General features: G+C 56.3%; 13 protein-coding genes and 3 riboswitches. Of the genes, 4 read left to right on the top strand and 9 right to left on the bottom strand.

Translation table 11 applies throughout. The features are described from left to right. Positions 1-160: 160 nt before the first annotated feature. The 9 genes from DSCA_RS11300 to DSCA_RS11335 form a co-directional block, all read right to left on the bottom strand. Entirely contained in the window at positions 161-1,789 is a 1,629-nt protein-coding gene (locus tag DSCA_RS11300; protein WP_155316533.1) for a ShlB/FhaC/HecB family hemolysin secretion/activation protein, read from the bottom strand. Positions 1,790-1,844: 55 nt separating this feature from the next. Further along, entirely contained in the window at positions 1,845-3,188 is a 1,344-nt protein-coding gene (locus DSCA_RS11305) for a thioredoxin family protein (protein WP_167527721.1), read from the bottom strand. 82 nt (positions 3,189-3,270) lie between these two features. Next, a complete protein-coding gene (locus DSCA_RS11310) occupies positions 3,271-4,116 on the bottom strand; it encodes a hypothetical protein (RefSeq protein ID WP_155316535.1) in 846 nt (281 codons plus the stop codon). A 171-nt stretch (positions 4,117-4,287) separates the two neighbouring features. Continuing rightward, entirely contained in the window at positions 4,288-5,586 is a 1,299-nt protein-coding gene (locus DSCA_RS11315) for a substrate-binding domain-containing protein (protein ID WP_155316536.1), read from the bottom strand. Between the two features lie 79 nt (positions 5,587-5,665). Then, on the bottom strand, positions 5,666-6,373 hold the full coding sequence (locus DSCA_RS11320; RefSeq protein ID WP_155316537.1) for a VPLPA-CTERM sorting domain-containing protein: 708 nt from the start codon (positions 6,371-6,373) through the stop codon (positions 5,666-5,668). A gap of 124 nt (positions 6,374-6,497) precedes the next feature. Further along, positions 6,498-6,583: riboswitch (cyclic di-GMP riboswitch) on the bottom strand. 382 nt (positions 6,584-6,965) lie between these two features. Next, positions 6,966-11,009 carry a PKD domain-containing protein gene (locus tag DSCA_RS11325; protein ID WP_155316538.1) on the bottom strand — a complete coding sequence of 1,348 codons (4,044 nt, stop codon included), beginning with the start codon at positions 11,007-11,009 and terminating at the stop codon, positions 6,966-6,968. A gap of 226 nt (positions 11,010-11,235) precedes the next feature. Continuing rightward, positions 11,236-12,285, bottom strand: coding sequence for a hypothetical protein (locus DSCA_RS11330; protein ID WP_155316539.1), 1,050 nt, complete (start codon positions 12,283-12,285; stop codon positions 11,236-11,238). A 274-nt stretch (positions 12,286-12,559) separates the two neighbouring features. Further along, entirely contained in the window at positions 12,560-12,733 is a 174-nt protein-coding gene (locus tag DSCA_RS31970) for a hypothetical protein (RefSeq protein WP_167527722.1), read from the bottom strand. A 322-nt stretch (positions 12,734-13,055) separates the two neighbouring features. Then, positions 13,056-13,547 carry a hypothetical protein gene (locus DSCA_RS11335; RefSeq protein WP_155316540.1) on the bottom strand — a complete coding sequence of 164 codons (492 nt, stop codon included), beginning with the start codon at positions 13,545-13,547 and terminating at the stop codon, positions 13,056-13,058. 254 nt (positions 13,548-13,801) lie between these two features. Here DSCA_RS11335 and DSCA_RS11340 point away from each other — a divergent pair, with 254 nt between their 5' ends. The 4 genes from DSCA_RS11340 to DSCA_RS11355 all read left to right on the top strand — a co-directional run bounded on the left by DSCA_RS11340 (position 13,802) and on the right by DSCA_RS11355 (position 22,350). Then, positions 13,802-15,643 carry a lysophospholipid acyltransferase family protein gene (locus DSCA_RS11340; protein WP_155316541.1) on the top strand — a complete coding sequence of 614 codons (1,842 nt, stop codon included), beginning with the start codon at positions 13,802-13,804 and terminating at the stop codon, positions 15,641-15,643. Positions 15,644-16,079: 436 nt separating this feature from the next. Beyond that, positions 16,080-16,154: riboswitch (cyclic di-GMP riboswitch) on the top strand. Positions 16,155-16,274: 120 nt separating this feature from the next. Then, entirely contained in the window at positions 16,275-16,793 is a 519-nt protein-coding gene (locus tag DSCA_RS11345; protein ID WP_155316542.1) for a VPLPA-CTERM sorting domain-containing protein, read from the top strand. A 79-nt stretch (positions 16,794-16,872) separates the two neighbouring features. Further along, positions 16,873-16,981, top strand: a riboswitch (cyclic di-GMP riboswitch). Positions 16,982-17,097: 116 nt separating this feature from the next. Further along, entirely contained in the window at positions 17,098-17,823 is a 726-nt protein-coding gene (locus tag DSCA_RS11350; protein WP_155316543.1) for a VPLPA-CTERM sorting domain-containing protein, read from the top strand. A 333-nt stretch (positions 17,824-18,156) separates the two neighbouring features. Next, positions 18,157-22,350 carry a CBM96 family carbohydrate-binding protein gene (locus DSCA_RS11355; RefSeq protein WP_155316544.1) on the top strand — a complete coding sequence of 1,398 codons (4,194 nt, stop codon included), beginning with the start codon at positions 18,157-18,159 and terminating at the stop codon, positions 22,348-22,350. The last annotated feature ends 205 nt before the right edge of the window (positions 22,351-22,555 follow it).

The following is a 22,555-nucleotide window of genomic DNA, read 5'->3' on the forward strand; positions in this document are numbered from 1 at the left end:
CATGCCGATTATCGTTCAGCCGATAAAGACAAATGAGTCGGAATTTTAAAAAAAATTAGAAGGCGATGCTGGCGTGGGTCAAGCATCTGCCGTTTCTCATTCAAAGCAGGTATTGGGATACAGCAAATACCCCAACACAAATTGAGAAATATAAGCTGGCTTAAAATTGGAACTTGGTCAGAAAATAGACAACGTTGTCGCCGCTATCGGTATCGGTGGTGGCTTCAAGGGCCAGGCCCCAGTCCACCACGACTTCGATGCGGTTATCCCATGTCCCCCGAATCCCGACGCCCGTTCCTTGAAGCGTGGTCTCCTCATCTTCACCGGGAAGTGGATCGTTCACCGTGAGATAGGCTGCGTCGTAATAAGCTCTCAGGTTGATTTTCAGCCGGTCCCCCCATTTGAAAAGGTCCGCCAGATTTGGGCTGGAGAACGTGAAATTGCCATGCAGCGCGTTGTCGCCGCTGGCCTCGCTCTCTTTGTAACCGTGAAGGCTCATCATCCCCCCCACTGTGTATTGCTCGTTGGAAATCAGAGGTTGGTCCGCCAACTGACCGTTGATTTTGGCCAACAGGCTCATGCCCAGGGGCAAATTTTGCTCCCGATCCACCCCTGCCCCAAAAATGATATAGTTGCCCCTTGCGTTGTAGCGTTTGTTAACAAATTCGGACTCGCTGCTCACCAGCCCCCTCAGGGCCAGATCCAGCCCGGTGCTAAAGCGGGTCACGCCTGATTCACTGCGCAGCGAAGAGCTGTATGATACACTTAACGGAACATAGGTCACCGGCGTCTCCTCCACGTCGTCGCCAAATCCAAGGTCTTCGTCGAAATCCTTGTAGTCGACGCCAAGCGTAAGGTTATGGGCGTAGTCATTTAACCGCGGTAGCGGCATAATTTCGCGATAACCGACGATATAGCCTTTCCCGAGCACCGTAAACCCGCTGCCGAATGCGGTATCACTGTCGGAAATGACGCCGTATAAGACACTCATGTTGTCCTCTCCGAAAAAGGACGGCCACACATAGGAGCCGGATATCAGCTTGACCTCCTGGGTATCCTCAGGAGATGTCTGAAACTGAAACGAAATGGCATGGTCCTTCTGCCAGAGGTTGTCGTAGCGAAGCATGCCGTTGAGCCGCAGATCGGTCGTGGTGTGGGTATTGCGGTTGTTGAGTTCCAGGCTGCCATGCAGGGGCAGTTTGTCCTTGACCTTGAGTTCGACATCGATGGTGCCCAGTTCCTTGCCCGGCATGAGCACCGGAGCCACCTTAAGGTCGGGATTGCGGTTGATTACCGCCAGTTCACTCTGCACGTTGGGCACATAGAGCATTTTGCCTTCCCTGAAGGTCGGCAGGGCGTTCAATATCTTCTCCATAGTAAAATATCGGTTGCCCGTAATTCTCACCCTGCGGATCTTGCTTTCGATCACCTCCAGACGCACAATGCCGCCTTCCACTGTCTGTTCGGGGATGTTGACCAGTGCGGTGGGGTATCCTTTCTCGTGGTAGTAACGCTCAAGGGCAAAGCGAGCCTTTTCAACGTCGTCAGCGGTTTTACCGCTGCCCAGGTATCCGCTCAACACTTCCAATAAGATCTCTTGTGGGAAAACCGAGTTTCCGCTGACCTCAAATTCATCAATCTCGAAAGTGACCAACGTGTCATCGGACCCGGCCAGGGCAACACCATGACAAAAAAGGATTGAAAAAATCAGCAGTACGAATAGCAGACGCACGATTACCGTTGGGATTGGCCTGTCTGACGACGGCACGTTCGAATGATTGTTTTCCATGGAACTCCGCTTCTGAATATCTGCATACCAGCTATTCTTTTAGGATCTTTGATCTTCATTCTTCGTCTTCTACCTTCGACGCCGCCCCAACATGTTTAATCGCGTGCGCCGCTTGCTGCATTCCGGGACCTTCCCCGAGCACCTTATTCAGCGCCAGGGCCAGAGTCCCGCCATCCTGAAATCCACCCATTTTTTTGACGATCTCGCCGTGTGGATCCATCAGTACGACCATTGGAAACCCATCCTGCTCGAAAACCTCCTTGAAGACCCGTTCTTTATCCGAATCGATTTTCAACCATACAAAACGGTCATGGTAGCGCTTGATACGCGGATCATTAAAGGTGTGGGTAAGCAGCCGCTGGCTCCACTGGCACCATTCAGCGTAAAGCACCAGCACCAGGGGTTTTCCGGTGGTCGCCGCCTGTTCCATGGCTGTGTCGTGGTCCTCGATCCAGGGCATCTCGATCTTCTCGAAAACGCTGAACTTTTTCAGGTCATTCACGGACACCTCAAAGGTCAGATTCTTACCGGCCAGGGGGTGGTTATAGTCCACGGTGAAATGGGTTTCATCCTTGCCGCTGACGACCCCCTTTTTCTCGTTGGCATCAAAGGAAGCACCGATGGTCGGATCCAGGGTAAGTACGATGCGATCCGTTTCCACCGCGAGCGTGGCCCGGCCAAATGGTTCCTCTACGGTTTCGCCGTCCGCAGCGAGGTTATCCAGGGTGACCATCCCGGCTTTAACGCCATTCACCCTTGAAGGAAAATAGGGAGACAATCGCACAATCTTGCCGGTTTCCGGCGCGGTGTCGAAGTTTTTCAGAAAAGCGCTGACCGGGAGCACGGTGGTTTTGGGCAGGTTCCGCCGGCGGGGATAGGTCTCGATCTTGCTCTCATCGGCGGGTCCGAATCCCTTTTCCGATGATACCGTGACCGTACGCCGCTGGCCCGGCTGCATTCCCAGCACGGCATGGCCGGCTCCGGGAAAAAGGCCGGATAGGCCGGCAAGCAGGGTTTCGGGACCGGTGGCCGCCCCGGCTTGGGCGAAGAAAACCCGGTAGCGGGCGTCGATGCGTGCAAACATCTCCGGCCGGGTGGAATATACAACGCGCCCTTGCGGGTCGAGGACCGTGTATTCCGCAGTCACCAGATCCGCCGGCTGAACGGTGTCCGCATCCTCTTTAAGGTGAATGTAGACATCCTTTTGTCCCCTGGTTTCAGCAGCCTCAATGGACTGATTGATCAATTGCTGAAAGGACTCGTAGTCATTGACAGCAGCTTCGATGGGGCTGTCCGCTTTGGATCCGTCACCCGCATGGCAGGCAACACCGGCCACCATCAATACTGCAGTGCAAAGAGTGGCCAGCGCCTTGAAATACATCTGGGCAGAAACATTCATTTGGGATTGCGTCCTTTTTTTTGAAGAAAGGCGTGGATGCAGTCTTTCTCCAGTTGCAACCATTTTTTTGGGGTGTCGACGCTTATTCGGTATCTTGTTCCAAGGGATGGGCCGTCACCTCGCACGCCAGTTCACGCCCGCCGAAAGGATGGTCGAAGTCAACGGTAAACAACCGGTCATCGATTTTGCTGATGCGTCCGATGTACGGCCCGACGCGCACCAACCCCCCCAGCCGGACGTCGATCTCAAAGTCGTAGTGATCGCCCCGATCGCGTACCACTGCTTCGCCGTAGTGCATCATTACTTTTTTGCCGTCTTCGATCAGATATCGGACCTCCACAGTATCTTCTTTTACGGCAATCACCTGCCACTGCATGACCTGGTCAGGGAAGAGCACCTGGCCGGCAGACGGCTCCTGCCCTGTGTTGGCCACGAACTGCTCCTTGGGGACGCTGCGCTGCTTGGGACGCTGCATGGTACGGGCAAACTGAATGAAGCGTGCCATGTCAGACAGTCCTTCGATGGCCTCGGCGCCTACGGTCATGGCGTGGGTTTCTTCATATGTCTGTCCGGTGAGCTGGTGTGAGACCTGGTAGGCAATTTCAGGCATAAGCGGAAGAATGTCCGGCGGCGCCGGCAGACGTCTTTCGGCACCCGCTGTTATGGGTATCGCGGCGTAGGCTTTCGTGGGCATGAAGGCATGGGAAAGTTGCGTCCCATCGGCAAAGGCATCGGCCCTGCTGGTGGTGGCCAAAATGGCACCGTCCTCGAGGCGGCAGGTGTAGTCCAGCAGCACCTTGTCATCGCCGGCGATCGGCGGTGGCGGCGGCGAAATCGTTGCGCATCCGGCCAACAGGGCCGCAAAAAGGGCGGCCATCAACGGACGCCAATTGTTCACAACGGTCAGGTTTCGTCGCATCGGCAGCATGGTCGAGTACTCCTTTTTAATCGGGCAATCATCGGTTATGGTCGGCTTGCAATCTAAACCGTTTTTTCACTCATTTTTGTTAGGCCCGCGTTAATCGGACTACAAAAAAATAAAAAGGACGGGCCCGCGAAGGGGCCCGTCCGCAGCTCTGCGAACAATGGTGCGATATGACTACTTCCAGCTCGGGAAGGCGAAGTCGGTACTCTTCGTCACCTTCATGTCGCCTTCGGCAGCCCAGAAACCAGCCTTGCTGGCGGGAATGTTGGCGCCGATGGAGGCATAATTGCACAGTTCGACAACCTTGGCTTTGACGGTTGGATCTTCGTCGGCACGGTAGTACAGCCACTGGGCGCTCCAGAAGTCGTAGATGCCGTTGGAAATGGTGTCGACGGTGGCGTCGGCGCCCATGTACTTCAAGCGCTGGATGCGGTCGGCCTTTTTAGGTTCGGCCGGGTCGAAATCGGCGCCGTTCTTGTCGGCGTCGGCGTAGCCCACGGCGCCGAAACCGGCATCACCGGCGTCACGCACGCATTTGACCTCGTCAGAGGAGCCTTTGTTGAAATAGGTCACCGGCACGTAACCCATAAAAACGGGGAAGGAACCCGGAAGGGCCTCATCCTTGAGCAGCGGGGAGTCGCCGCGCATGACGGCCGCATCCAGGGTGGCATGGGTGCCGGAACCGGCGTGACGCAGGCAGGCTGCGACGGGCAAGGAACTGTAGCCCATGTCACTCCAGTTGGTGACCTGGCCGGAAAAAATGGAGACGGCCTGCAGGCGGGTCAGGTTGCCCTGGGCACCGGCCGGGATGACCGGCAGGTTGTCGCTACCGAAGAAGGCAAAGGGCACGACGATGGGGCGGCACTCGTCCAGGCCAGTGGTATCTTCGGGAGTGGCGTAGGAATCGTACCAGTCACCGCCAGCGGGTCCGTACAGCGCACCGTGGGATTCCTGGTTGAAGGTCTCGCCGGCCACGTCGGAGGCGCCGATGACGATATCCTGGCATTCCAGGTCATCCACAGAACCGGCGGTTCCCGGGTAGGGCCCCCAGGTCACGCCGTTGCCGTCACCGTCCAGGTCCTGCCAGTCGGGGACCCCGGCTTCGCCGGCCGGGCAGCCGTCGAAGGTGGCGGAGCCCTTCACCGCCTGGATGCCTTTAACGGAGGAAAAGGTGGTGTAGGTGATGACGACTTCCTCACCGACGCCCTGGCAGTTCAGGCCGCGGGCGGCACCGGCGTCACGTTCGTCCATGGTGGCTTCGTTGTCGGTGACATCGCCGGATGCGGCGTGCTGAACAGTTCCCAGGCAAGCGGCGCCAGCAGGGTCGGACAGGAACTTGGGCGCAGCATCAATCCAGAAGGTGTACTGGGCGGATGCGCCGAAAAGGTGAACTTCGGTCAAGGCGTGGGCCGGTACGGCCATGGCCAGCGCTGCTGCGCCAATCAGGGCTCCCCTTGCGATTTTTTTAAACATTGTTTCTCTCCTCATAAAATTCGATTTGATGGATTAATCCGCCACCCCAATGTGGCGGGCGTGAGATGCATTGTGCGAACTAAGCGTTCTTTCTGCGGATTCCGATGAGGCCGAGCAGTCCGGAACCCAGCAGCCAGACGGCTGCAGGAACAGGAACGGCACTAGGGGCATTGAGTACAACATCGCCATTGTCGAATATGGATACCATGGCGGCGTAGTCGGTGGCAGCGTCGAAACCGGTGTTCAGCGTGTTGCCGTCGTACTGATACAGGTAGATGTCGACCTGACCGTCGATGGCAAGAGAAGCCAGCGAGGCCATGCCGTATCCGCCAGTGAGGAGACCAGCGTAGGCGCCATCTGCGAAATAATTGGAAGCGGTTTTCCCGCCGTTAGCGGTTCCCGCCACAGTCGCAGGAGACACATCGCCGTATGTTGCAAAGATTTCGCGGGTCGCACCCTGCATAAGAATAATTCCGGACCCGGAGATAACCGGAGCATATTCGTTGTTCGTTCCGACGAAGCTCTGCCAGGTGCTGTTAGAGGAATACAGAGCTACACCCATTGCAGGATCAGAAGTATCAATGTTGCCCAGGAGCAGGTCCTGATCGGCCAGGGTGAAGTCCACGCCGAGAAGACCCAGGTCGTAACCGATCTCCTCGTTGGAATCTAAGTTATAGGTAGACAAGCCCAGAGAACTTTCAGAAGCATAGGTAAAAGCCGCGGCGGCGTTGCCGGCAACGGCGAACACGAGACAGACAGCTGCTAAAACAGAAAAAAGCTTTTTCATCGAAATAACCTCCAAAAATAAAATGCTTGGTTTGTTTTCCAGGCGGATCAGCCGTCCTGCGCGAGTGAATGATTTCGGGTCCTCGTCTTCTTGTTTTCAAAGCGTATCCGATGCCATCCGGATCATTGTTAAAAACGTTCCTGAAAATACACTCTAACCGGACCTGTTTCTTTCCGTCCCCCGGTCACCCGGGGTTTGGCTTTTTCTGGAGGCTGGTTCCGGCGCCATGGCCGGATCTATTTAAACAAGTTGACCTTCGTTTACTTTTTTTGCGCACAGCCTGCTTGCGCTTTCTGCGATCACCCCCTTTGGCGTTGGAATGGATAAGAATAAAAAAAGCCCGGAGGACGAAGTATCTTTTCGTGCTCCGGGCTTTCTGGTACCTGATGGTTGATCCAGGCCAGCAAAGGACCCCTGCTGTCTGTACTGATTGTTTTTTCCGCCGGATTTCATGACCGTCGGTCGGCTGGAACCCGGTGTCGCTCACTCAGTTGCCCTGAACCTACGCGACCAATATTAGCGATTTATTAGGGCTGGGTTTGAAGTCCGTTAGGCATTGACAAAAAAACTTATTAATTTTTATTTCAAATAGTTATAATTGTTTCAACCATACGTTTCGTATGCAGACCCAGCATGCAGACACCAGCGCAGCAGAGATCGCGAGAATGCCGGGGCGCAGGCCCGGTGCCGCAGTTGCGGGCCCGGCGATCGCCGAAATGAAACAGCCGCCCCCCCCACCACCACCGCTTCCTGAGGCGTCGATGGACGGGCTACCGGCGGCGCCCACCGCATAGAGGGAAAAGTGCTCCAGCTGGCAAACCAGCACCTGGTTGGCCGTATCCACCGAGGCAATGGGGATTTCCACCCAGTGATTTTCAGTTTCGTCATAGGTGTAGACACGCAACACATCCGGGGAATCCAGACCGGCCGTCGCCAACGCTTCGGGATCGTAGGGTATCCGCACTTGCACCGGCGTATTGAACGCGAGGCCGGAGGGGCCGAATTCGATTACCGCGCCCACACCCAGCGTTTCCTCCGGCATGGAGGGCGCCCGGGTCGCCTCACCGATAAAAATCGTGGTATTTTCCTCCAGCGCTCCGGCCGGGATGGTCACCTGTACGCCGTCCAGGTTACCGCCGTCGTCCACAACCACAACGGTGTCATTGGGTGAATCGGCGGACACCGACGCAGACTGCACAACCGTAATGTCCACCTCCGTATCGTCGCCGTCCAGGTCGACCCGGAAACTTGCGGTGCCGGTCCAGCTGCTGTTGTGGACGCCGTCCGTGGCCCGGGCCCGCCAGTAATAGGTGGTATTGTCGGTCAACGCCGGTTCGACCGTCCATGTGGTCGTAGCGTCTCCCTGTACGGTTTCGTGGTCGGCCACGTAATCGCTCAGATTCTCATCCCCGTAAAGCTCGAACACGATGTTGACCTCGTCACCGTCTTCGTCTTCGGGGGTGATCACACCGAGGACAGGATTCAGGGTGTCCACGGTACCCCCGTCGTATGGCTGGTTGATCGTCGGCACGTTCGGAATATAATTGTTGGCTGTTATGGTGAAGGCCGAATAGAAGGACCAGTCGCTGTTTGTCTCACCATCAGAAGCCCGCGCCTGCCAGAGGTACCTCCGGTGGTTTTGGAGATCGGCTCCGTTCGGCGTCCAGGAGGTTGTTTCCTCCCCGCTTTCTTCGGCCAGGGGCGTGGTGAGGTCGCTTTCCGCATAAAGCCGATAGTCGTAGGCAATCTCTTCTTCATTGTCATCGGGATCCGTGACCGGCAACACCACCAGGGTGGGTGCGTAGGTGCTGACTGCGGCCCCGTCCTCCGGCGAGAAGACCTGGGGAACAGACGGCGGATCGTTTTCCAGGTTCACGAAGAACGAACCCAGGGCCCAGTCGCTGTAGGCTTGTCCGTCATGGGCACGTACCCGCCAGTAATAAAGGGTGTTGTCATCCAGATCATCTTCCGGCTGCCAGGCGGTCGAGCCGTCAGTCTCCCCGGCAACGGGCGCAGAGAGTATCTCCTCACCGCTGTTGAACGTGTTCAGGGTGTCAATTTCGAAATAGTAATTCAATGGATCCCCGTCGCTGTCATCGGCGTTGCCGGCAACCAGTTCCGGGCGAAGGTTCTGTATATCCGAGCCGTCGGCAACCGACTGCGGGGTGGGGGTAGAAGGTACGTAGTTGTAGCTGTTTACCAGAAAGCTGACCATCGGACTCCAGTCGCCGGCCAGGCCGGTGTCGTCAGTGGCCCGGGTGCGCCACCAGTAGGTCCTGTCCTCTTCCAGGTCCCCTGCCAACCGCCAGGCGGTGGTGCCGTCGGATTCCTCGACAACGGGGTTGGGACTGTTGAGGAAGGAATCGTCGACGGTTGCATCATCGTTCAAATAGAGGCGGAATTCATAAGTCAGGGCATCCCCGTCCGGGTCCGTGGTGTTTGTCACCTCCAGCAGCGGGTTAATCGAATCCACCGTGGAACCGTCGGGCGGTGAGGAAACGGCAGGGACGCCCGGCGCCTCCTGGCTGGCATTGACCAGAAATTCCGCCTTCGCCATCCAGTCGCTGGTATCGATACCGTCGGATGCCCGGGCGCGCCAGTAATAAGTCTTGTTTTCAGTCAGGTTACCGGGAACCTGCCAGGCGGTTGTATTGCCACCGGAGTCGGCCACGGATTCCTGATACAGCAGATCCGTGAGGTCCAGGTCCCCATACAGTTCGAAAGTAAAGGTCAACTCATGGCCGTCATCGTCGCCGGCATTGTTCACCGAAAGCGTCGGCGTCGGGCTGTCCACTTCACTGCCATCGGGCGGTGCGTTGACGCTGGGCGCCGGGGGGGCGTGGTTTTCCCAGACGGTGATGGTGACCGTATCCGTAGGAACGAATTCCGCATCGGAGACAGTCAACTGAAAGGTCAACTGGATTTCTTCGTCGACGTCCGGTGACGTAAAGGTCGGCTGGATACCATTATCGTTGGAAAGCGTTACCGGCACCCCTCCCGTTTGTTCCCACAGGTAGGTCAGTTCATCCCCATCGTCGTCGGTCGTCCCACTGGCGTCCAGAGTGACCGGGGTGCGCTCGAACACCGTCTGGTCCTCCCCGGCGTGGGGTACCGGCGGACTATTATCGCCCATGGTGACATTGACGATACAAGTATCCGCGTGGCTGCCGCCATGGCTGTCGGTCACGGTAAGCTGGAAGGTCAGGGTGACGTTGACGGCCGGCGCCGTGAAGGACACCGATGCGGAGTCTGCCGACGGCAGGAGGGCCACGGCCGGGCTGCCGCCGACCTGTTCCCACGAATACGTGGCGATGGTGTCGCCGCCGTCCGGATCATGGGAGCCGGATCCATCAAGGGTCACGGTCTCTTCGGCGATAACATTCTGGGTCTCCGGTGCGGCCAGCGCCACCGGATTTTGGTTGACGAACCGCACCGTGACGGCCATCTCATCGGAAGATGAAGCACCGGCGCCGTCTGTTGCTGTCAATCGAAAATAGAGGGTTTCATCGGCGTCGACGGGCGGCGCGGTAAAGGTGGGGGAAACGACCGACGCATCCGACAGGGTGACGGTCGCATTTTCGATATTGATCTGTTCCCACAGGTAGACGAGGTCGTCCCCATCCGGGTCGCTGGTGCCGCTTCCGTCCAAAGTGACCGTTTCGCCTTCATCGACGGCAAGATCGGCGCCGGCGGACGCGACAGGCGGTTGGTTGACGTTGGCGACCGTAACGGTGACCGTATCTTCTTCGGATACATTATCGGCGCTGTCCGTAACCGTCAGGCCGAAAATCAACTCAACGCCACCACCTCCAACCTCAGGTGCGGTAAAAGTGGGATTTACGGCTGTTTCATCGGAAAGTGTCACTGTAACAGGCTCATCGTCTTTACGCACCCATGCGTAGGTAATATTATCGCCATCTGGATCGCTCGAAGCACTGCCGTCCAGGGAGATCGAAGCATTCTCGTCAACCGTCTGATCGGCACCGGCGTTGGCCGTTGGCGGCCGATTGCCTGGTGGCGGATTCAAAACCACGCTGCCGTCGCTGTTGATCCTGAAGACGGCCGCATAATCGGAAGATGGATCCAGAAGTCCCTTATTCAGGGTACCGCCATCATACTGGTACAGGTAGATGTCGATGTGGCTTTCGGTGGTCAAAGGGGATAGTGCAGGTTGTCCACCGTTGCCGGTGACAAAATTGGCATAGCTGCCGTCTGCAAAGTAAGTATTGGCGCTTTTTAACCCGGAAGCTGCAACCGATGCCGGCGAAACGTCACCGTAATTCAGCCAAATGTCACGGCAGGCGTTCTGCTGACTGGCAATATTCCTGGTAGAGATAAGCGGTGCGGTCTCGACAGTAGTGCCGACAAAAGTCTGCCAGGCCGAGGTGGCCGAGTACAAAGCCACACCGGCACCAAGATCGGAGACGTCCACGGTTCCAAGGTTCAAATTTTCCTGATCCAATGTGAAATCGACGCCGATAAGCCCCAGATCGTATCCCACCTCGACGTTGGTCGCTTCGTTGAAGATAGACAGGGTCAGCGAACTGTTGGCGCCGTATGTGAAATCGGCCACGGCGTTGCCGGCGGCGGTAAACAAGAAACATAGAACAGCCAGACCAGCAAGAACTTTATTCATCGAAGACCTCCCAAAAGAAATCAGTGCCGGGATCAAAACCCTTGTTCAGGTGGAGCATCTGAAGGTGCTGTAAAAGGCAAATGCACAAGTTCCCCGGGTCCGCCAGGGAGGTGCGCGGTTGGTTTCTGATTTTTCGTCATAACCCTCTGCCGACTGTAACGACAGCAGATCAATCCTATCGGTTCGGAGTACACAATAATTTCCAAATGCTATTTGACGGCTATTGTCAGTCCAGTAGCAGTAAGTTTAAAAAGGGCAATTTTGGACGATTTGATACGATTGGATCCGTTTCACCATCGTCCAATGCACCGTTGTGATTCGAATCTTCTTCTCCATCGGAGATCCCGTCATCGTCGCTGTCCCCATCCAGAGGGTCTGTCCTGGTATCAGGGTCAGCATCCTCTATAAAAACAGTTAAATTCGTATCCGGCCCCACATCATTTGCGGTTATGCCGATTTCCGTCCCATCCTGCAATCCGTCATCGTCACTATCCATGTCGCATGGATCGGTCTCACCGTCATCCACCGTGCCATTATGATTGGCGTCCTCCGCACCGTCTGTAATTCCGTCATCGTCACTGTCGGCATCGTTAAAAAGGGTACACATTGCTGCTTCTTGTTCGTCGCTCAGCCCATCGTTGTCGGTGTCTACCGGTGCGGGATTCAACACCACACTCCCACCGTCGGTAATTCTGATGACGGCCGCATAATCGGAAGACGGATCCAGAAGTCCCTTATTCAGTGTACCGCCGTCATACTGGTAGAGGTAGATGTCGATGTGGCTTTCGGTGGTCAGGGGGGCCAGTGCAGGTTGCCCTCCGTTGCCGGTGACAAAGTTGGCATAGCTGCCGTCGGCAAAGTAAGTGTTGGCGGTTTTTAATCCGGAAGCGGCAACCGATGCCGGCGAAACGTCACCGTAATTAAGCCAAATGTCACGGCAGGCATTCTGCTGACTGGCAATATTCCTGGTAGAGATAAGCGGTGCGGTCTCGACAGTGGTGCCGACAAAAGTCTGCCAGGCCGAGGTGGCCGAATACAAAGCCACACCGGCACCAAGATCGGAGACGTCCACGGTTCCCAGGATCAAATTTTCTTGGTTCAATGTGAAATCGACGCCGATAAGCCCCAGGTCGTATCCAGCCTCGACGTTGGTCGCTTCGTTGAAGACAGACAGGGTCAGCGAACTGTTGGCGCCGTATGTGAAATCGGCCACGGCGTTACCGGCGACGGTAACCACTAAAAATAATGCAGCTAAACCAACAAGGTATCTTATCATTGAAAACCTCCAGAAAATAATCGGCACCGGGATTAGACCCCTTTTATACAAGGAGTAGTTGCAGGTACTGGACAAGGTGCATGCCCGCACGCCCCATGTCCGTCAGGGAGGTACGATTTCATCCGTAATGGCTGTTTTTAAGCCTCATTCGTGTCGCTGGTGTCTATTTTCATTAAAGGCGCTACAGATAAATTGCAGCCATCGTTTTTGCAGGCAACGGCTGGTTCCAAAGGTAACCTGTATACGTATAGCGTATGAATGGCTAAAGGACTCATCATTTCTTCAATATTTCTTCAAATTTCTCCACACGCCCGATATTCCCCTGTGTAAAATTAACTTTGATATATCCGGTAAAGTTCTCCTTTCGGATACTCGCCAGATAATCATTTAACTGCTTCAATTTATCCGTTTTTTTTGTTTTTGGTTTTAAAAGCACTTTGGCGGACATACGCAACCCTTACCTTAATGAATTTCTCCGCCGCAAACGGAGTGGGTGTCAGAAATAAACAACAGAAAAGTCGCCAACTGCAAATTTGCATTCCAACACAAATCCGATTCGCCTCAGGCACATCAAGCCAAAAGGCTGTAAAAAAGACTATGGTCTTATCTCAATTAGTTATATCAATCGGGTTTTTCGGGCCGTCAGCTGTTCATCATACCCTGGGCCCTAGGTTGGCAGCCCCATCGGAAAGTCGTTTATTAGATTGACCATGTTAGGCTTTGATTAGAGACGTGCAAATTTTAGGAAAAATTGTTTTAAGTTGTTGAAATTATTTTATGACATTATCAAGGATATATTTCATTTCGCCGGAATTTAGTTTGCTATAATAGCGCAACATGACCGTAGTCCCCTCCGGCTTCCAGACCATCATTTTAATGGAGGAATTATTTATCGTCGGCACCCCAAAAGCGTCCTTCAAGTCACGAATAAGGAGGCTGAGGTTTTTATAACCGGAGAAATCAACATCGACACCGGCAAACGCATCGTCGATGAAAATGTACTCGATTTTATCCACCGGCACCTGGCCGACCATGAGTGGATCCTTGTCACGAACAGCCCATTTCCACTGCCCCCCTCCTTTGGGCAATAGGGACAGGTCCTTAACACCTGAAAGCGGTGCTTGCCAGGCAATGTCTCCGAAACCACTAACCGGGTGTATGTCGGGATGAGTTGTTGCGCATCCACACACAAAGAGAGTTATAAGAATCCAAAAAGCATATAGCGGTTTGCCGTATGTGCTTGCGAGAAAACCAACCCGCATGAACGCCCTCCTTTTAAGGCCTAACCCTATCCCGCCAGGCTATAACGACCAAAGTTAAATACCGTCTGAATATTAGCAAACCATTAGCAGTTGCTTGAAGTTGAGGAGAAACCATTATTGTTTCCGACATGGCATAGGCATTCAGTCCCGCCTGCTCATCTATTTTTAACTCAACGTTAACACACCCTGAACAGAGGTTGTCCATTTTCAATCGAATCAATAGGGAAATCCCTCATGTCAAAAAAGAGAGGCCGATGCAAATGACAACCACTGGCAAGCTCATTGATTTACAACGCAGGTTCAGCCTTCCCGTGCCGCGCCCCGTGTCCGACTGGACGTGCAGGCCGGTTGAGCGGCTGCTGGCAATCGACCGGATCAACGCCATCCATGACCGCCTCATGCAGTCACCGGCAACCGGCGACGCCTTCAACCGGCTCTTGCAGCTGCTTGGGACAACCTATTTGATCGGCTCCGACGACCTTGCCAAAATACCCGGCCACGGCCCCCTGGTGGTGGTGGCCAACCACCCCTTCGGCGGTATCGAGGGCATCATCCTGGGCGACCTGATGCAGCGGGTCCGCCCGGACACGAAAATACTGGGCAACTATCTGCTCGGGCAAATCGGACCGATCAGCGATTCGATCATCCCCGTCGATCCCTTCGGCCGCGCGTCGTCGGTCGCGTCCAATGCAGGCGGTTTCAGAAGCTGCCTGCGATGGTTGAAAAAGGGCAACTGCCTGGTCACCTTTCCCGCCGGCGAGGTCGCCCATTACTGCCATGGGAAACGCCGCGTCGTCGACCCGCCCTGGAGTTCCCATGTGGCCGCGCTGGTGCGCATGAGCGGCGCCCGGGTCCTGCCCGTCTTTTTCCCGGGACGCAACAGCATCCTGTTCAACCTGATGGGCTTGATTCATCCGCGCCTTCGCACCGTCATGCTGGGCCGGGAACTGGTCGCCCGTCAGGCGTCCCGGGTCAGGCTCTTCGTGGGTGCAGGCATCCCGCCCGCCCGCATGAAAGCCTTCCCGAAGGATCAGGCCCTGATCCGCTGGCTGCGCTTCAGGACCTATTTCCTGGCCAACCGCATGGAAAAAAACGATCGATCCGTCATCCGTGAGAAAAAGCAGGTCAGGATTAAAAAGGAAACGCCGGAAGCCCTGATCCCCCCGGTCCCCGGGGCCCTGCTGGCCGCCGAGGTGGCCGCGCTGCCGGAAAACGCCCGCCTGGTGGCCCACAAGCACCTGAGCGTCTTCATTGCCGACAGTGAAAGGATCCCCCATCTTCTCCGGGAAATCGGCCGGCTGAGGGAAAAAACCTTCCGGGAGGTGGGAGAAGGAACCGGGCGGTCCATGGACGTGGATCTGTTCGACAGCTATTACCGCCATCTGATCCTCTGGAACACGGACAAATCCGAGGTCGTGGGCGCCTATCGCATAGGGGACACCCGCGCCGTCCTCTCACGATTCGGCCCAAAAGGCCTCTACACCCACTCCCTGTTCCGGTTCAAACCCGGCCTCCTGCGCTACCTGTCCGACTCACTGGAACTGGGCCGGTCCTTCATCCGCTCAACGTACCAGCGCCAGCCCAACTGCCTGGCCCTTTTGTGGAAGGGGATCGGCGCCTACCTGGTGAGGCATCCCGAATACCGGATCCTGTTCGGGCCGGTGAGCATCAGCGACAGCTATCACCGGGTGTCCAAACAGATCATGATCCGTTTTCTCAAAAAAAGCTGCACCTCGGGTAAGCTCAGCGCACAGGTGACCCCGCGTTGCCCGGTCCGGTTGTCCGCCGGTGGCCGGTTGAGCGACCTGGATGCCCGGCTGTCCACCGGCTCCATCGACGACGTCTCCATGATGATTTCCGAAATCGAGTCCGACGGCAAACGGGTCCCCGTGCTGGTCAAGCATTACCTCAAGATGAACGGGCAGTTTGTGGCCTTTAACGTCGACCGCGATTTCGGCCACGCCATCGACGGCCTGGTGGTGGTGGACCTGATGAAAACCAAAACCAGACTGCTGGAACGGTTCATGGGAGTGGACGGCTGCGCCAGTTACCGGGGGTACTGGGCGGAAGGGCGGGAACAACGGTCGGAGGGGTGAAAGAATAAGCTCATGGCTCGTAGCTGATAGTTTACAGTCGGTAAACGGGTAAGCGAAAAAGCTGTTGGTTGGTTTAATTGGTTCTATGGGTTGCATTGGTTTTGAGGACACTAAGTAGTTTTACGTTTTAGGTTTTAGGTCGAGGATGGGGATCGTTCTCCGAACTGCGTTCGGGTTCCGGGTTCTCGGTTCCCAGTTCACTGATCACCGTTCACTGATCACCGTGGTCAACGACCACCGTTTCCGGTTGACAGCCAAACCTTCTTCTGATTTCCCCCTTTGACCTTTGACCTTTGACCTTTGACCTTTGACCTTTGACCTTTGACCTTTGAGCCATGAGCGATCAGCTATCAGCTTTGAGCTATCAGCTCAGCTAATAACGTTTTTCTCACCGCATCCTTATCCAGGCCTAACAAAAGACAATTATTAATTCGCCAAACGACAACGCCAAACCCCGGGTGACCGGGGGACGGAAAGCCACGGGTCTCAAAGAGATCGCCGGGTTGCCAGGTACGAGGGGTACTTTGCTGACCCGGCAGGGGAACAGGAAGCCCGGTTATTGAGATTATTCTTGAACCGGGCTTTTTTTGCGCCCACAGGCAACCGGATCCATGGGATCACAGGAGGAACAATGAATCGGTCGCGGCTTTTCGTTCTTTTCACGATGTTGGTATTGGGGCTGTTGCTGGGCTCGTCGTCGGCGTTAGCGCATTCGGTGACCATAGACGATGCTTTTGAAATGGGATTGGGAGACACCGGGACGATTGGGCATAAAGACGAACCGGATTGGAAAGGCACCCTCACCTTAACCGTCACCAATACCGGCGATGATCCCTGGGGTGATTTTCATTTCTATCTGCAACAGGATGGCCCGGTGGTTTTCGGAACAACCGACACCATTTTCCCGACCATCATGGCCGGTGTTTCGGGTTACACCTACGATATCAGTGATTATGCCCTCGATTTCTATTTTTATAGTGATCCGGTCGAAAACGGCCAGAGTGCAACATTCCTGCTCTACACGGACAATACGGAAGAAAAATTAGGTCTCTTCAGCATCTCCATGGAAGCCAGCCCCGTGCCCCTTCCGGCGGCCGCCTGGCTCCTGGGTTCCGGTTTGGTCGGCATGATCGCCATGCGCCGGAAATAACAACGGGCCTGCAGGACGGAACGGGTTTTTTACCGAAACCTTATCGAATGCAAACAACGCCTCACTAAAGAAATCGGTCCAACGACAACGCCAAACCCCGGGCGACCGGGGGACGGAAAGCCACGGGTCTTAAAAACAGCCTGAAAACATTGGATCAGGCTTTCAATAGAGATCGCCGGGTTGCCGAAGGAATAGACATCAGGGTCCTTCGCTGACCATAACGGCATCAGGAAGCCCGAATCCGGAGCATACGCTCCTGGTTCGGGTTTTTTATTTTTATCCCTATTAATGAAAGGAGTTTAACGTGAAACGAGTATTTCTGGCAATCTTGGTGGTTGTTTTTTTATCAGGTGCTGCAAACGCAGACATCATTTTATTTGAGGATTTTGAGGATACGGACGTTGCTTACACGACTTCAGTTCCGGAGTTTACGGATAACTATTATGATTTTTTTCTCCGAACCGATGGGTCAGATCATAATAGTAGTATAACTTACGACAATGTTCAGGGCGATTATTATTTTGCTGGAATGGATCTCGATGGTGAAGGTGCGACCCTGCCTCTTACGATGACCTTTGCAGGTATAGATATCAGTGGCTATTCTGACCTTACCTTTTCGAGCTTGTTCGCAGAAGATACTGCCTCTGATGATGTTGAGGACTGGGATTTGCCTGATTCCTTCAAGGTGGAATACCGGATCGATGGTGGCGCGTACCAGAACTTGCTGGCCTTTGAATCGATCCCCGATGGCGACAATTTCAACGCAGTGCCGGCTTTGGATACCGACTTCGATGGAAATGGCGACGGTACTGAGTTAACAGATGTACTTAGCCTTTTTTCGGCGAGTATCGTCGGAACAGGAGATGTGCTTGATGTTCGATTCACATTCGATTTGGATTCCGGTGATGAAGATATCGCCATTGACAATGTGCAGATAAATGGCGTCAGTGCCGTCCCCGTCCCCGCCGCCGTCTGGCTGCTGGGCTCCGGCCTGGTCGGCCTGATCGGCATCCGCAGAAAAACGGCTTAATCGGGTTATCGTATACCTCCTTAACGCCCGACGGGCCGGCGGCCGTCCGTTTTCCGCCGGCCCGGTTTTTAAAGGACCCTTTAGCAACCCCCTCACCCGGTCCCTCTCCCCCACAGGGGCGAGGGGACGAAACCCGTACCATCGTTCACTGGTGAAAAAATCAAAGAGTGCCCCTCCACCATGGAGAGGCCATATGCGTCAGCCACCCATTTTCGATCCAATTGGAAGAAAAACCGCCCAGCCCCATACGGCCTGGCCCCTCCGGGGAGAGGGCCGGGGTGAGGGGTGTCCATACGTAAACCGATCAAAACGTCTACCGTTCGAGGTAATGCCATGCGTCGATACCAACTGATTGTCCTCTTTTCGATCTTCTATCTGTTAATTTTTTCACTCACCGCCCATGCCGGCGTGGTGGACATCGGTTCCTCCGAAGACGCCCAGGTGGTGGAAGCGTCGCCGACCTCCAACTACGGTACCAGCAACAATCTTTACGTGGCCAGCGCCGACGGCGGTTCCTACCTGAACGAACGGGCCTGGGTCAAATTTGACATCAGCAGCCAGGTTCCGCCAGGCGCCGTCATCAACTCGGCCAAGCTCCGGCTCTACTGCTTCAAGGCCGACGATGCCGACGACATGGTCGCCGCCGTTCATGGGAGCACGGACGATACCTGGACGGAAACGGGCATCACCTGGGACAACCAGCCCGGGTTTGATGCCACGGCCCTGGGTCAGACAACCATGACGGCCGGCCAGACCTACTACTGGGTGGAGTGGGACGTGACCGCTTTCGTCCGGACCGAGTTCACCACCAACGGTGACTTCGTGGTCAGCTTCGTGGTCAAGCCCGCCACCGAAGGCCAGGATCCCTGGCGCACCTGCGCCTTCGACGCCAGGGAGTACGGCGCCGCCCTGGCCCCTCGCCTGCGCATCGACTACACCGGCGACTGGCCCACCGACGGCGCCTTTAAGATCTTCCACATGAACGACATGCACTCGCGCCTGCTGCCCCACGAATTCGACGTGCCGGAGGTCGACGATGTGCCGGGGATGGAAATGGTCGGCGGTGCATCCTGCTTCGCCACCAAAATGCTGGAATTGAAAACGGCCAACCCGGATTCCCTGATCATGGACGCCGGCGACATCTCCGAGGGCAACCCCCTGGGCGACCTGCGGGGCAACGGCGGCATGATCGATTTCTACAACCTGCTGGACAGCAAGCTCAAGGCCCTGGGCGGTCGGGGCATCGACGCCGTGGTGGTGGGCAACCACGATGTCAACTCGGCCTTGATGCTCAACAACATGAAAAACAAAGCCAATTTCCCGGCCATCTCCATGAATATTTACGATGCGGTCAACGGGACGCCCTATTTCCCCGAATTCGTCACGGTGACCGTCAACGGCACCAAGGTGGGGATTCTCGGCTACACCACTGATTCGTCCTCCTTCCTGGGAGACGATCTGGTGGGGGTGGTGGAAGTGAGAAAGTGCGTATGGGAGGATGAGGATAACGACACCATCAATATCAAGGACATGGTCAATGAACTGCGTACCACCGAAGGCTGCGACGTGGTCATCCTGCTCTCCCACGTGGGCCAGAGCCGTGTCACCGCCGGTGAGGACGCACTCATCGCCGACAGCGGCGGGGTGCTGCCACCGGAAGTGGTGATCTCCGGCCACTGGCACACCTGGACCGAGCGGGTCTGGCAGCCGAGCAACATGAACGGCAAGACCCTCGTGGCCGAGGCCGCCTCCTACATGCAGTACATCGGTGAACTTGAAGTCACCGGCAGCGGTAAATACGTCCAGGCCCAGAAGCACGTTATCCGTAACAGCGACATCCTTCCCGATGCGGACATGGAAAACCTCATCGCCGGGCTGATCACCGAGTACAACAACCAGAGTCCGGCCCCACCCCACGGCATCCATGATGTCATCGGCTACTCGGCGGTGGACCTGACCCTGGACAAGGACAAGTGGTGGACGGTCAGCGAGTACCCCTGGGCCGCCACCAATGCCGCCGGGGCCTGGATCTGTGACGCCATGGTCTGGAAGGCCGGCCAGCTCGGATACCCCGTGGATCTGGCCCTGCAGTCCGGCGGCGGCATCCGCCGGGACGTGGCCGCCGGCGAGATCACCTACATCGAGATCTACGAGGCCTATCCCTGGTCGGACGACAACATGGTGCGGGTGCAGATGACCGGCCAGGAGATCTGGGACTGGATCCAGTCCGACTACGTGGGCACCTCCATTTCCGCCGGCTGGCACGTGACCGCCCACGACGGTCAGATCACCGCCATCACCTATCAGGAAAATCCAATCAACATGACCGGCACCTACGAGGTCGCCATCAGCGAGTACATGTTCGTAAACCCCGAGAATCCCCTCTCCGGCACCACATCAGAGGATATGGACTACTCCATCCGGGAAGGCGTGGTGGACTTTACGGCCCAGTACAACACGCCGGAAAACCCCATGTACGCCGACGGCATCGCCCCGCGCTACGACCTCAACACCGAGTTCGCCGGCGGCTTCAGGGCCGTGGTGACCATGGTGGCCGACAGCGAGAGCCAGCCCTACTTCGAAGATGCCTTCATCCGCCTCATCGAAGCCACCCCGGCGACCCTGGCCCGGCGCACCGGCTACGGCCTCTCCGAACTGGTCAGATCCGACGGCGCCATCGACCTGGGCCACCGCTTCTCCGAGATCATGCTCTATCGCAGCCACCTGGGGCTCACCGACGGCCTGCTCAAGACCGGCGACGTCATCGAGGTGTGGGGCGAGGGCGGCTTTTTCGACGGCACGCCGGAGTTCATCGACCAGGAGGGAATTTCCGAAGCGGGCGACACCATCACCATCCTCAACCGCGACGAGGCCCTGGCCCGGCCCGAGTACCATGCCGCCATCGCCTCCTTCTGGGACGAGGACCACGAAAACCATTACGTGAAGTTCTACGCCGAGAAAACCGGCGATACCACGGTTCAGGATTCGGCCGGCCAGGCGCTCACCGTTTACAAAGAGGGCGCCTACTACACCAAAACCCTGCCAGGCACGGTGGGCGACATCCTGGAACTGACCGGGATCAACACCTATGAAGGAGACAAAGGCCGGCGATTTCGATGCAACAACGCGGTGGTGGCGTCGACCGTGCCGGTGATCGGCTATCCGGCCACCTCGGCGGTGGACGCTGTCGAACCATATAATCAGTCGGGTGCATCCATCATTCTGACAGCTACGGCCGGCGACTACCAGGCCGGGCCCCCGATAAGCGGTACGACCATTTCACAAACCGGATTTGAAGAACCCACGGCTGGATCCAGCGGGGTTAAATATGTCGCCACAAACACATCCCCCGGCATTCTTTCAAACAATGGCGGCGATCAGCCGACGGTTTCATACAACGGTGCATCCGAACTTGGTTTTGAGACTTACTACAATGGCATCGAAGGGCCGACCACAGCCTCCGAAGACAATGGTGATTATATCGGGGTTGTGAATTACTACAACCGAACCGGGAGTGGTTCCTTTGAGATAGAAGATGCGGACCCTGAAGTCGAACTGCGGCTCTCACCCGTCGATCTGACCGGATATAACAGTGTGCAGGTGAGCGCCTTCCTGAAAATTCTTGGAGGAGCCTACGAAAGTGGAGACGCGGTAAGGCTGTGGGCAGATACTGATGTTGGTGAATTTGACCTTTTCAGCATGGCTGGAGATGACCTGGACACCTATCACGCCTCCAACGGGTACAACTATGTTCAATATAGCGCAATGCTTCCAGACACCGCGACGACATGCCAGCTCAAGCTGACCGTCACATCAGACGGTGGCAGTGAAGGAGCGCAACTGGATGACGTACTTTTTCTTGGTGACACGACCGGTGGTTCCGGCAATACCATCGATCCTGTCTCGGTAGAATTTTTCTACCGCCATGCCGCCGACGGTCTCGCCTGGGGCGCCTGGACCACCATAGGCACGGATACCAACCCCGCCGACGGCTGGAGCCTGGGATTCTCCTACCCGGACGGCCAGGGGTATTACGAATTCTACTCCGTTTCCACGGACGCCGACGGCAACGAAGAAGACGCGCCGATTCGAGCAGATGCCAGGGTTCTGTTCAACAATGCACCGACCGCCCCCGCCGATCCGGATCCGAGCATTGCCAACGGTGCCACCGGCGTCTCACGTAACCCCTCTTTGAGTGTAACCGTTTCCGATACGGACGGGACTGCCGTGGATGTGTGCTTTTATGGCGGCACCGGCGGGGATTTCGAGTTGATCGAGTGCATTGGCGGGGTCGCCCCCGACGGAACCGCTTCCGTCGACTGGAGCGGCCTGGCGCCGGGGACCACCTATGACTGGTATGTGGTTGTCGACGACGGGCTCGGTTCCGACCAGTCGGCCACCTGGTCCTTTACCACCGCCGCGTCGACAGCCGTTCCGGTTCCGGCCATGGACGCCACAGGAATCATTGCGGCGTTGTCGAGCCTGCTGCTGACCGGCATGGCAATGATGCGTCGCAGGCACGTGTAGACTCCATCTCGAAGATCCCTTTTTTGAGACTCCGCGCCCCTGTATAGCCCCCTCACCCCGGCCCTCTCCCCTGGGGGAGAGGGAGGTGGTGCAGGTCCTTCCTCTTTTAGCGGGCGGCGATGGTGGAACATCGATAAATCTGCCTCGATTGACCGCCGGTTGGACTGGCGTCCCCTTGCCCCTCTGGGGAGAAGGGACAGGGTGA

The organism is Desulfosarcina alkanivorans (genome assembly GCF_009688945.1).
GTDB lineage: Bacteria > Desulfobacterota > Desulfobacteria > Desulfobacterales > Desulfosarcinaceae > Desulfosarcina > Desulfosarcina alkanivorans.